The following is a 10,925-nucleotide window of genomic DNA, read 5'->3' as shown; positions in this document are numbered from 1 at the left end:
GGGGTTCCGGGCGCGGCGGGCAGCGTGACGCTCGTTTGCCTTACCGTCCGATCTGCCCCTGATCTGTGATACGCTCCTTCTCGGACCAGCGCTTGTGCCGGTTGTACAGCGTCTTGCAGGGGCCATAGATCGCCGGCGCGTCCTTCCAGCGGCAGCCCGACTGCAACACATGCACGATGCCGCTGATCACCCGCCGATCATCGACCCGCGGCACACCGCGCGGCTTGTTCGGCAGCAACGGCCGCAGCCGCTCCCACTGCTTATCGCTCAACCAAAACTCACTCGACAACGCTCACTCCCGATCAATCGGGAGGCTGAATCACATTCCCGCCGCCATAGAAACCCTGTTTATGGGTCCCGGACCTAGGGTATATTGAACAATGATCAGTGAAAAGTAAACACCGTTCAATAAAGGGGTTCAGGTGGGCCGCAGATCGGATCACAGCCGCGAAGAACTCAGGGAAATCATCATTTCCGCTGGGCATCGCCAGATGCTCGAAGTTGGCTTTTCACACTTCTCTGCGCGGGAGGTCGCGAAGCGCGTGGGGTATTCGATCGGAACGCTTTACAACGTCTTCGGTAGCTACGATGGGCTGATCCTCGCGATCAACGGGCGCACCTTGGATTTATGGCGTGGCCACCTCGAAACACGGCTGAAAGCCGTCGAGGATGGCGATGATCGGCTTGCAGCGGCGATCAATGCCTATTTTGAATTCGCCATCATCAATCGGCATGCCTGGACAGCACTATACGATTTCCGATTACCCGACGATATCGAGCCACCAGATCGTTACAGGGAGAAGGTGGCGGCTATCATCAAGGTAGTAGAGCGCGAAATCGCCGCGACCTTGCCAACGGCGAGGAAGACCGATGCGCCAGCGCTTGCCCGGTCGCTGCTGGCAACGGTCCATGGTCATTGCTTTTTTGCGCTGAACGGGACTTTCCGCATGCTCGGCGAAGACAACCCTCTCGAAGCCGCACGCGAACGTGTTGCAGATGCACTTGCTAAATATCTCTGACACAAGACGCTTTGGCCAGAAACGTCACCGCGTAGCTGCGAACGGCGTCCGCCGTGTCAGGTCAAGCCACTGCGTTTAGCCCGCTGCGCTGAATAATGGACAGCAACCGCAGCGCGGGACCTCCCGGCTTCTTCGCTCCGCGCTCCCAGTCCGACACAAGGTTCTTCGACACGTTGAGATAGCGCGCAAAGACCGGCTGCGAGACATTCTCTGCCTCTCGGATCGCCTTGATCTCATCGGGCGACAGGACGGGCGCAGGCGCAAGGCAGGCGTCATCGAACTCGCGCATGGTGCGCTTGTCGATGCTGCCTGCGTCGGACAAGCCTTCCATCATTTCGTGGACGGCGGCCATCGCCTCGCTCTTGTAGGTCTTTGCCTCAGCCTTGCTCATCGTCTTTCACCTCGACCAATCGGCCTGCTTCAACTTCAGTTTCGATCTGGTCATCGCCCAGCTCCAGCATGATACTGGCCGCGCTGCGATAGACCTTCAGCTCTGCCGCACTCAGGTTCGCCTTGTCACTCTTGGCAAAGGCAAACACGAATATGGCCCGCTCGCCGGAGCGGAAGATCAGGATCGAGCGATAACCGCCCGACTTGCCTCCGCCCTGGCGCGCAATGCGTTGCTTTATGAGGCCTCTGCCAAGATCGGCATCGATCAGGCCGCATTCGGCCCGACGCACGGCATCAGCAAGCGAGGCATCGCTGATCTTTTCCTTTGCCGCGAACTTGGCGAACCAGCGGTTGGCGTAGATGCGGATGCGCGGGTTCTCAGTCATGCAGCAACGGCCCACTATCATACTTAGTGTTACGGCTCAATGAATATGAGCCGTTCATGTTTTGCTCTATCCGATCGCCGATCCGCTGCGCTGCCTCGATGACGTGGCCATCATCAAGATGGGCATAACGGGTCGTGGTCCGAACATCGGCATGGCCAAGCAGCTTGCCAATCATCGGCAGGGTTTCCGAATGGGCGGCGGCATGGCTGGCAAAGCTGTGCCGTAGATCGTGAATGCGGACGCCGGGCAGACCAGCCTCGTCGCGCAGCTTGCTCCATAAGTTGCCGATGTCGGTAATCGGGCGCTGGGTGGTCGGGTTCCAGAAGACATAGCGCTGTGTCTCCCGGCGCGGCAGGGCGTGGAGGATCGTCGCTGCCGCCTCGGCCAGCCAGACCGTGCGCGGGCCGGTCTTGCTGTCGGTCAGCAGCAAGCGCCTTCCCCGTACCTCGCTCCATTGGAGGCAGGTGATCTCCGACTTGCGGCAACCGGTCAGGATCAGCAGGCTGATTGCCGCGCAATGCAGCGGGAAGATTTTGCCGTGCCGGGCGAGCACTTCACCGATCCGCCTGAACTCCTGATCAGACAAAAAGCGCTCGCACTTCCGCCCCTTGTTCTTGCGGATGTAGAGGCAGGGGTTCGATCCTTCGGGCCGCAAGCCCCATTGCTCGGCCTTGTTGAACATGGCGCGCAGGATTTCACCGCAACGATTGGCAGCACCGGGTCCGCCCGTGTTGGTAATCCGGTTGAACCATTCCTGCACATGGCGTTCATCGATCTCGTCGAGGAACAGGCCCTCAAATGCGCGGTCGAGATACTTCCGCTTGTAGTAGCGGTGCGTGTAGAGCGTGGACGGCTTCCATTTGGGCGACACACGGTCCCAGTAGGTCTTGAGGAAGTCCCGGTAGGATGGAACCTTGCGCAGCCGCTTGCGCTCCTCCGCCGGGTTGTCGCCGGTCTGGGCGCGAAGCAGGACACGGCGGGCGACATCCATTGCCTGCGCACGGCTCAGTACCTTGGCGTTGCCGAGCGTCACCGTGCGGGTGCGCCCTTCCATCTGCGCCTGGACGATATAGACCTTGCGCCCGCTGGCATAATGCCGCGTACCGAAGCCGGGCAGTTCGCGCGTCCAGCAGGTCTTGCGCAGCTCACCCAGGCCACCGCACTTGCCGATGACATGGAGCCGGAGACTGCCCAGTTCTTCGGCGACGATCCCCCGCAGGGTCAGCGCGTTCATTGCCCGACTCCGATCAGACGGGCGATGGAGCCGGATACGCGCTCCGCAGCATCGGCGACGATCTCGTCGGACAGGTGAGCATATCGGGTCGTCGTTTCTGCCAGCGCGTGGCCCAGCAGCTTGCCGATCACCATCAGCGAGATGTTGTCGCGGATTGCGACCGAGGCGAAGCTGTGGCGCAAATCATGGAGACGCACATCTGGCAAAGCTGCACGATTGCGGATTTTCGACCAGTGAATGCCCAGCGTGATCGGCTTGTCGGGATTGCGGAACGAGGGAAACAGCAGGCCGGTTGCTTTCCGGCCCGGTATTCCTGCGATCACATCCACAGCCTGCCGGTTGAGATAGACGATCTTCGCCCCGGTCTTGCTGTCCGGCAGCATCAGGCGCGGTTCCTGCACCCATTCCCATCGCAGTTGCTCGATCTCGCCGCAACGCGCCCCAGTGTAGACCAGCAGACGGATCGCCGCGACATAGAGCGGCTGCTCCGCCTCATAGTCCCGTAATGCCGTGGCAAGCCGCGAATATTCATGTGGCGACAGAAACCGTTCCATCGCCTTGCGCTTATAGCGCGGCGTGCCCTTGCAGGGATTGGAGCCGCGCGGACGCAGGCCGAGGCGTTCGGCATAGCCCATCATCACAGAGAACACCGGCAAGGTGCGATTGAACACGCCGGGGCGCTCGACGAAACTGTCGCGCCAGAACAGGATGTCACCCTTCGCCAGGTCGTCAATCCGCCTATCGCCGAACGCTCCGAGGATATCCTTGAAGATGGCGCTTTCGTTGCGCTTGCGGGTCGATGGTTTCCAGTGTCGCGAATAGTCAGCCCAGAATCGCTCGGCGTAATCACGCAGCAGGGGCGCATCGCTCTTTTGCGCGACGCGGGCCTTCTTGCGCGTAGGCAACCCATCGAGCGCCACCTCGGCCAGCTTAGCCCGCGCGAGGCGGCGAGCCGTGGCGGGCGAGATGTCACGGGAGGTTCCCAGCGACACGCGCCGCAGCTTGCCGCGCTGGCGGAACAGGACAAACCATGTCCGCCTGCCGCCGGGATTTACCCGCAGGCCAAAGCCCGGCAGGTCAACATCCCAATACTCGCGGATGCGCTTGCCCGGTTTACGCCGAACGATGTTGCCATTGAGCCGTACCCGGTTGCTCGGCTTTGCCTTTTCACCACTCCCACGCCCATCACTGGATCGGGCTTGGGCATGATTCGTGGCTCTATTCGCTGGTAGCAGATAGCCATTTGCTTGCATTGACTTGCTCCTCTTTGTAGAGGAACAACTTCGCGTAATCTATTGCTTAACAATCTCTTTCTGCCGCATTGCGGCGTAGGGTGTGCTCTGCACTGTACCCAGCTTTTGAGATTCAGGCCGACCATTTTCCTGCAACAGGCTAGGCGGCACTGAATCACGTTCCTTAGGAGTTCGGAGCCGCTGCGGCGCCTGAAGCAGGTTTTGTCAGTGCTTGAAACAATGCTCTCGATGCCAGGCCAGGAAGGCTGGATGCGGGCGCTCTAGCGGTCGCTGTGGTGGGATGGCGAAGCCGGTCCTGTTGATCAGCGAGCGGATGCTGTCGGGGTCGTTCGCCTGCCGGCTGACGAGAATCTCAAGGTCGTCATTCAATCCGATCATGCCCCTATCGAACATCCAGTGGACGGTTCCTGACAGGGCAATCCCGTTGGTCACGATGTCCGGCCCGCCACGATCAACGGGACGGATATGGGCCGCCTCAACCTCGGCGCGGCCGCCGCCATTGATCAGCTTCAGCCCGGTTACCGCGCAGCGGGCATCATAGGCCTCGACAACACGACGGCGGAACAGGCGGTCACGGACCAGTCGTGAACCGAGATTTGCCACGCGGTCGCGTTCGATCTCGAACTGGAACGGTGAGCGCTCCTCGCGCAGCAGGTTCTCGGGCGTCTCATCGATCCTCGGCAGGAAGCTGTCATCTTCCGCGAGGCCAAGGTCGATGATGCGGTTGAAGTCCTCGATGGATAGCGGCCGGACTGCGGATTGGGCGCGCCCCGAAATCTTGCCCTGCTCGTTGAGAACTCCGCGTTCGACTAGTCCCAGGAGACCGTTGAACGGGACCGGGTTGGGGAAGTCCAGGTAGGTCCCGGGTTCGATCAGGGCGAGATACATGTCCCTGGCGGTCGGGTCCGGCACGACTTGAGCTACTTTGGCCACCGCGAAGTATCCGCGCGTGTCGCGGATCTTGCTTGGCTCGTAGTAGATGATCCAATCGCCAATGCAGGCGCTGACGCGGGTCAGGTATTGGCGCGGGAACTGATACTGCTCCGCCGGGCTGTCGTCGTAGATCGAGTCGGTGCGATGAACGAAGATGCCTTTGGTCATGACGCTCCCGCTTCCCTGTCAGCAGAATAGGCGCTTGCGCCTATCGTCGGTACGTCGTCTGTCGGCACTTCAGCGGTGTCGGGCAGGCCTTCCTGTCCTGCATGCGCCCTGACTTCGGTTGCCCGTACCTCGATCTCCTTTGCGAAGACCTCCAGCATCGATGGACCTGCTGGCCTTGCTGCCACCTCCTCGACCGCTCCTGGCAGTTCGCGCAGCAACCGTGCCGTCACCTGTTCCACCCGCTGCACCGTTCCTCGCGCTGCCAGTCCTGCGGCTTCGGCCATGCGCCGCCAGTGCCGACCGTAGATGTGGCGGCCGCGGCGCTGCTCGCCGATCGCTTGGGCGTGGTTCTGGGTGATGTTGGTCCAGGCGAGGCCCGACATCAGGTCGTAGAGCGGGGCAAGCTGCGGGGCACCGGGGCCGAGCAGGATCGAGTAGTTTTTCGCGTGCGAGTCGACGTTGCCGATCGCGATATTGAAGATCACGGCGTCGAGCAGCCGGGTGATGTCGCGCGCGGTCATATGCTGGCGGATAAGGGCGAACATGTCGGCGATCGAAGGGCCGCGCGTGCCGGTGCCGTTGAACTCATATTTGGCGGCAGGCGGGCGGCCGAGGGCCTGGCAGAAATCCTCCTGATGCAGGCGGCGGACATTGTTGCCGATGCCTGTCCGATCATAGCGCTCGACAAGCAGATAGCTGCGTTGCCCTGCTATGCCTGTCGTCACCGGCGCGACATTGAGTCCGATGCGGCGGGCGAGAACCATGCAGAGCGCTTCATTCTGGACGCTGCCGGGCAGGCGTGGATTGTCGGGCTTGATGATATGGGTGGATGGCGCGCCGTTGATCGGCACCGCAATCTGGCCGTCGATGACAGCCACCGGCAGCTTTTCCTGCGCGCCGGCGAGGCTCATCGAGACGCCGTCTTCTCCCACCAGGAAGGGCCGCGCGGGCAGTTCCTCGATGATCCGCTCCAGTGCGTCGGCATCCGGGATCGGACGATAGCCGGGCTCGCCACGCTGTTGCTGCGGCGCGATACTGAGCGCGCCTGCCAGATCGTTGCCGGTCTGCGCGATCAGGCCGAGTGCGTCCTCCGGTGCCGCGCCGAGCGCGCGCGTCATGGCGCGCAGCGGTTCGCCCTCGGGCAGGAGGTTCATCAGCCAAGGGAGGACCTGTTGTCCCTCATAGGGCTCTGGCCGGATCGGCATGGCCAGCGAGGCCGGGAAGCTCTCAGCGGATGAACTCCACGCATCAGCATAGGCAAGGCGGGTGGCCTGCGCGTCGGCGCTGATCGTGGCGACCAGGCGGTCTTCGTAGTGAACCGGAAGGTCCACCGTCAGGCCTGCGAAATGCCGGTTGCGGTAAGCCGCAAGCCGACAGCCTTGGCGGCGGCGAGTGCCTTGCCGAGTTGCGCAGTGGGCTTTCCTGCTTCCAGATCGACGATGAAGCGCTCACCGCTGTTGATGGCGAGCGCCAGCTCCCGCTGGGTAAGGCCAAGGGCCTTGCGGGCCGAGGCGACGGCTGCGCCGAATTGGGTTGCGTTGTCGATCATGTCATTCTTACCGAGCGGGAAGTTCTCATATGTGCTGTAGACTTTCAAGAGTACTTCTTCCCGATCGGGAAGGATGCCCCTTAGTATCGAGGCTTATCCGGAAATTCTTACCGCTCGGTAAGTTAATTGGTGGCCTGGGTGGACGTTCCGTGCTATCGAGGGCACGTTGAAGTCAGTGGATCTGTTCATGTCGATCGCCAACGCTCAGTACGACGATGACGAAATACTGGCCATGACGCGGGCGGCCGCTGCATTGGTCGCGCGCTGGGGCGCTCAAGATGAAGCAGCCGAGCGGCTTCTCAACGGCGAAGGGCGGGCTGCAGCGCTGCTCGGCATTCATCGCGCATTGCGATGCATGTTCGCTGACAGCGATAGAGCTGCGCGGTGGATTGGTGCGCCTAACGAAGCATTCGCGGGAGCCAGTGCGCTCGATCTCATGCTGGCAGATGGCCTCGCAGGTATGCGGCGCGTCGAGGCCTATCTTGATGCGGAAATCGCCAGCTGAACGGATTGGTGCCAGATCCTGAGTGCTGCAGCAGGATCAACCGGGCAATGCGCTTGCAGCGCCCGATGGCTTGCGGAAGCTGCCTTGCAGCACCTTTGCACCGGACCTGAGCTGGTCAAGGTAGTCCGCCCAGCTCTGCATCATCCTGATCCGCTCATCCCAGTGCTCGCCGCGCGCATAGGCGCGGCGGACGTCATCGGTCTCGGCATGGCCGAGCTGGCGCTCGATTGCGTCGGGATTCCAGCGGCCCTGTTCATTCAGCAGCGTGCTGGCCATGGCGCGGAAGCCGTGCGCGGTCATCGTGGTGCCATCGAATCCCATCCGACGCAGCGCGAGGTTGATCGTGTTTTCACACATTGGCCGGTCGCGCTTGCCTTGGGCGGGGAACAGGTAGCGGCGATTGCCGCTGATCTCGCGCAGCTCTTCCAGTATGGCGAGCACCTGACGGCTGAGCGGCACGCGGTGCGCGACGCGCATCTTGGTTTTGTCGGCGGCGATGGTCCAGATGTTTCGGGTAAAGTCGAACTCGCTCCATTCTGCCTGCCGCAGTTCGCCAGGGCGCACGAAGACATAGGGAGCCAGCCGCAGCGCTGCGTGAGTGACCGGATAGCCTGAATAGGCGTCGATGGCCCGCAGCAGTTCGCCCGCTTCCTTCGGTGTGGTGATGGCGGCGCGGTGCGTCACCTTGGGCACGATCAGTGCGCCGCGCAGGTCTGCTGAAACGTCCCGGTCGGCGCGGCCGGTGGCGATGGCATAGCGGAAGACCTGTCCGCAGGTGCTACGCAGCCTTCGTGCGGTTTCGTAATGCCCGCGCTTCTCGACCGCGCGCAGAACGGCCAGCAGTTCGGGGGCCTTGATCTCGCCGACCTTGCGGTCTCCGATAATCGGGTAGGCGAATTCTAGCAGCCATGTCAGCTTGCCCACGGTCACATCGGCACGGCCCTCGCGTCGGGCTTTGTCGAGCCACTCTTCGGCAACGGCCTTGAAGCTGTTCACATTGGCAAGCGGGCCGGTGATCTTGTCGATCTTGCGCTTGGCGGCGGGATTGATGCCCTCTGCGATCTGTTTCTTGATCTCCAGCCGTTTGGCGCGCGCCTCGGCGAGGGTGACAGTCGGATAGACGCCCAGCGCGGCTGTCGCTCGCTTTTCTCCAAAGCGATAGTCGACCCGCCAGCACCGCTGACCGGCCTTGGTGACCAGCAGGTACAGGCCGCCCCCGTCAGAGAGCTTGTAGGGCTTGTCGCGCGCGACTGCCTTTCGAACTGCCAGATCGGTAAGCATGAAGCCACCTTTTTGCCGGTTTCGATACCGTCAAAAATACCGTCGGATACCGTCAATTGCAACGATTTCAGCCGGATCGCGGTGGACACCAGATCCGTGAAAAGCCTTTGATTTCTTGGATTTTTCCGGACGCTTGCGGATGCGTCCGGAAAGAAAAATGGTGCCCAGAAGAGGACTCGAACCTCCACGCCCTTGCGAGCGCCAGCACCTGAAGCTGGTGCGTCTACCAATTCCGCCATCTGGGCACGGGGTAGGCCGCGCGCTCTAATGAAAGCGTTGGCGGCTTGTCAAGCGCTGCTGCGATCGGCCCCTGCCGCCGGCGCGCTTGCCCCCAAGCGGCGGGCGCGGCATGGAGCGCGCGAAGGTTTGATCGAGCAAGAGGCTGACGATGCAGGGCAAGCTGGTGACGCTGATCGGCGGCGGCGGGTTTCTGGGGCGCTATGTCGCCCAGGAGTTGCTGCGGCGCGAGGCGCGGGTGCGAATCGCGCAGCGCGATCCCAAGGAAGCCTATTTCATCCGCCCGCTGGGTGGGCTGGGGCAGACCCAGTTTGTCGCCGCCGACATCCGCCGCCCTGAAACACTCGCCCGGGCGATCGAAGGTAGCGACGCGGTCGTCAACCTGGTCGGGGTGCTGAATGGCGATTTCCCGGCGTTCCATGTCGCCGGCCCCGCCAATCTTGCGCGCGCCTGTACCGAAGCGGGGGTGCCGGCGCTGGTGCATGTTTCCGCGATCGGCGCCGATCCGCGCTCGCCATCGGCCTATGGTCGCTCGAAGGGGGAGGGCGAGGCGGCGGTAAGCGGGGGCTTTCCGGCGGCGACCATCCTCCGCCCCTCGATCGTGTTCGGGCGCGAGGATCAGTTCGTCAACCGCTTCGCCGGGATGATCGCCGGCGCGCCGGTGGTGCCGATCGTCCGCGCCGGGGTGAAGTTCCAGCCGGTCTATGTCACCGACGTCGCCGAGGCTGTGGCCCGCGTGCTCGCCGAGCCAAGCCATGCCGGGAAGACCTATGAACTGGGCGGCCCCGATGTGATCACTATGGGCGGTCTGCAGCGCTGGATCACCAAGGCGATCGGCGCCAAACCGCAATTCGTCGAACTGCCCGATGCGGTCTCGGCGATGATCGCGCGCGCGGGCTTCCTGCCGGGCGCGCCGATCACCTGGGACCAATGGCTGATGCTCCAGCGCGATAACATCGTCGCGCCGGGGGCAGAGGGGCTGGCGGCGTTGGGGGTGATACCGACCCCGCTCGAAACCGTCGCGCCCGGCTGGCTGGTGCGCTTCCGCCGGCATGGGCGATTCACGCCCGTGCAGGCGTAGCCGCACGCCGCAAAGAACAAAACCAAGGGCTTAAGGGGAAATTGCGTGCCCGAATTGCTGACCATCATCATCCTCGGCATCGTCGAGGGGGTTACCGAATTCCTCCCCGTTTCCTCGACCGGGCACTTGATCCTCGCGAGCCGCTTCCTGGGCTATGACCCGTCTTATTGGGAGCTGTTCAACATCGCTATCCAGCCCGGGGCGATCCTGGCCATCGTCGCGCTCTATTGGCGCACCTGCCTGACCGTGTTGGGCGGCATGATGCGTGGCGAGCCCGGCGCGTGGCGCTTCGTACGCAATGTGGTGGTGGCGTTCCTGCCGGCGGCGGCGCTCGGGGTGGTGCTGCACGACCGGATCGAGGCACTGCTGGGGAGCGCAGAGACGGCCGCCTGGGCGCTGCTGGTCGGTGGGCTCGCGATCCTGGCGGTGGAGCGGGTGGCGAAAGAAGGATCGGTGCGCGGCATCGCCGAAATCCCGCTCGGCACCGCCGCGGGGATCGGCGCGGTCCAGTGTCTGGCGCTGATCCCGGGGGTGAGCCGTTCGGCCTCGACGATCCTGGGCGGGCTGCTGCTGGGCGTTGAGCGGCGGACGGCGGCCGAGTTCAGCTTCTTCCTGGGGCTGCCGACGCTGACCGGGGCAACGCTCTACCAACTCTACAAGCATCGCGACGCGCTGGCGAGCGGGCAGGGCGTCGGGCTGGGCGGTATCGCGATCGGCGCGGCGGTATCGTTCGTCGTCGCGGTGGTGGTGGTGCGGTGGTTCATCGGCATCGTCGGCAAGCGCGGCTTCGCGCCATTCGCCTGGTATCGCATCGCCCTGGGCGGCGGGGCGTTGATCTGGCTGCTTGCCCGATAGGACCATACCGGACCTTTATTTCTGCCGTCAAGGG

12 protein-coding genes, 1 tRNA gene and 1 pseudogene are annotated in these 10,925 nt (G+C 63.1%); 4 read left to right on the top strand and 10 right to left on the bottom strand.

The annotated features are described in order from the left end of the window. Positions 1-76 precede the first annotated feature (76 nt). A pseudogene (locus K2X73_RS10410) lies at positions 77-289 on the bottom strand (transposase); the annotation flags it as partial. A 133-nt stretch (positions 290-422) separates the two neighbouring features. Here K2X73_RS10410 and K2X73_RS10405 point away from each other — a divergent pair. Beyond that, entirely contained in the window at positions 423-1,019 is a 597-nt protein-coding gene (locus tag K2X73_RS10405) for a TetR/AcrR family transcriptional regulator (RefSeq protein WP_294110597.1), read from the top strand. A gap of 61 nt (positions 1,020-1,080) precedes the next feature. Here the strand turns inward: K2X73_RS10405 and K2X73_RS10400 are convergent, their stop codons facing one another. The 7 genes from K2X73_RS10400 to K2X73_RS10370 all read right to left on the bottom strand — a co-directional run bounded on the left by K2X73_RS10400 (position 1,081) and on the right by K2X73_RS10370 (position 6,932). Beyond that, on the bottom strand, positions 1,081-1,410 hold the full coding sequence (locus tag K2X73_RS10400; RefSeq protein WP_294110595.1) for a DNA-binding transcriptional regulator: 330 nt from the start codon (positions 1,408-1,410) through the stop codon (positions 1,081-1,083). Further along, positions 1,397-1,795, bottom strand: coding sequence for a type II toxin-antitoxin system RelE/ParE family toxin (locus tag K2X73_RS10395; RefSeq protein ID WP_294110594.1), 399 nt, complete (start codon positions 1,793-1,795; stop codon positions 1,397-1,399). Before K2X73_RS10395 ends, K2X73_RS10400 begins: the two co-directional genes overlap by 14 nt. Further along, the gene (locus K2X73_RS10390) at positions 1,788-3,029 is read right to left on the bottom strand and encodes a site-specific integrase (RefSeq protein ID WP_294110592.1); all 1,242 of its coding nucleotides are present in this window, start codon (positions 3,027-3,029) and stop codon (positions 1,788-1,790) included. Before K2X73_RS10390 ends, K2X73_RS10395 begins: the two co-directional genes overlap by 8 nt. After that, positions 3,026-4,282, bottom strand: coding sequence for a site-specific integrase (locus K2X73_RS10385; protein ID WP_294110590.1), 1,257 nt, complete (start codon positions 4,280-4,282; stop codon positions 3,026-3,028). Before K2X73_RS10385 ends, K2X73_RS10390 begins: the two co-directional genes overlap by 4 nt. A 204-nt stretch (positions 4,283-4,486) precedes the next feature. Next, positions 4,487-5,383, bottom strand: coding sequence for an HNH endonuclease (locus K2X73_RS10380; RefSeq protein ID WP_294110587.1), 897 nt, complete (start codon positions 5,381-5,383; stop codon positions 4,487-4,489). Further along, positions 5,380-6,714, bottom strand: a complete 1,335-nt coding sequence (locus K2X73_RS10375) for a type II toxin-antitoxin system HipA family toxin (RefSeq protein WP_294110585.1) — start codon at positions 6,712-6,714, stop codon at positions 5,380-5,382. The genes K2X73_RS10380 and K2X73_RS10375 overlap by 4 nt, the downstream gene beginning before the upstream one ends. 2 nt (positions 6,715-6,716) lie before the next feature. Then, on the bottom strand, positions 6,717-6,932 hold the full coding sequence (locus K2X73_RS10370) for a helix-turn-helix domain-containing protein (RefSeq protein WP_026150031.1): 216 nt from the start codon (positions 6,930-6,932) through the stop codon (positions 6,717-6,719). A 175-nt stretch (positions 6,933-7,107) separates the two neighbouring features. Here K2X73_RS10370 and K2X73_RS10365 point away from each other — a divergent pair, with 175 nt between their 5' ends. Then, a complete protein-coding gene (locus K2X73_RS10365) occupies positions 7,108-7,437 on the top strand; it encodes an MbcA/ParS/Xre antitoxin family protein (RefSeq protein ID WP_294110583.1) in 330 nt (109 codons plus the stop codon). Positions 7,438-7,473: 36 nt separating this feature from the next. Here K2X73_RS10365 and K2X73_RS10360 read toward each other — a convergent pair whose 3' ends face one another. Both K2X73_RS10360 and K2X73_RS10355 read right to left on the bottom strand, forming a co-directional pair. Continuing rightward, positions 7,474-8,718: an integrase arm-type DNA-binding domain-containing protein gene (locus tag K2X73_RS10360; protein ID WP_017665384.1), complete on the bottom strand. Its 1,245-nt coding sequence runs from the start codon at positions 8,716-8,718 to the stop codon at positions 7,474-7,476. Between the two features lie 158 nt (positions 8,719-8,876). After that, a tRNA-Leu gene (locus K2X73_RS10355) sits at positions 8,877-8,963 on the bottom strand. Between the two features lie 143 nt (positions 8,964-9,106). Between K2X73_RS10355 and K2X73_RS10350 the strand changes: the two genes are divergently transcribed. Continuing rightward, positions 9,107-10,036: a complex I NDUFA9 subunit family protein gene (locus K2X73_RS10350; protein ID WP_294110574.1), complete on the top strand. Its 930-nt coding sequence runs from the start codon at positions 9,107-9,109 to the stop codon at positions 10,034-10,036. A gap of 45 nt (positions 10,037-10,081) precedes the next feature. Beyond that, a complete protein-coding gene (locus K2X73_RS10345; protein WP_294110572.1) occupies positions 10,082-10,891 on the top strand; it encodes an undecaprenyl-diphosphate phosphatase in 810 nt (269 codons plus the stop codon). Positions 10,892-10,925: the final 34 nt, after the last annotated feature.

The sequence above is a fragment of the Sphingomonas sp. genome (assembly GCF_019746665.1).
In the GTDB taxonomy this organism is placed as follows: Bacteria; Pseudomonadota; Alphaproteobacteria; order Sphingomonadales; family Sphingomonadaceae; genus Sphingomonas.
Note: the sequence above shows the minus strand (reverse complement) of the source record. Positions and strands in the feature narration are given on the sequence as shown.

Excerpts from the sequence above, each read along its gene's own strand:
- K2X73_RS10385 (WP_294110590.1), bottom strand. The coding sequence starts at position 4,282 with ATGCAAGCAAATGGCTATCTGCTACCAGCGAATAGAGCCACGAATCAT.
- K2X73_RS10370 (WP_026150031.1), bottom strand. The coding sequence starts at position 6,932 with ATGATCGACAACGCAACCCAATTCGGCGCAGCCGTCGCCTCGGCCCGC.
- K2X73_RS10395 (WP_294110594.1), bottom strand. The coding sequence starts at position 1,795 with ATGACTGAGAACCCGCGCATCCGCATCTACGCCAACCGCTGGTTCGCC.
- K2X73_RS10380 (WP_294110587.1), bottom strand. The coding sequence starts at position 5,383 with ATGACCAAAGGCATCTTCGTTCATCGCACCGACTCGATCTACGACGAC.
- K2X73_RS10390 (WP_294110592.1), bottom strand. The coding sequence starts at position 3,029 with ATGAACGCGCTGACCCTGCGGGGGATCGTCGCCGAAGAACTGGGCAGT.
- K2X73_RS10400 (WP_294110595.1), bottom strand. The coding sequence starts at position 1,410 with ATGAGCAAGGCTGAGGCAAAGACCTACAAGAGCGAGGCGATGGCCGCC.
- K2X73_RS10350 (WP_294110574.1), top strand. The coding sequence starts at position 9,107 with ATGCAGGGCAAGCTGGTGACGCTGATCGGCGGCGGCGGGTTTCTGGGG.
- K2X73_RS10360 (WP_017665384.1), bottom strand. The coding sequence starts at position 8,718 with ATGCTTACCGATCTGGCAGTTCGAAAGGCAGTCGCGCGCGACAAGCCC.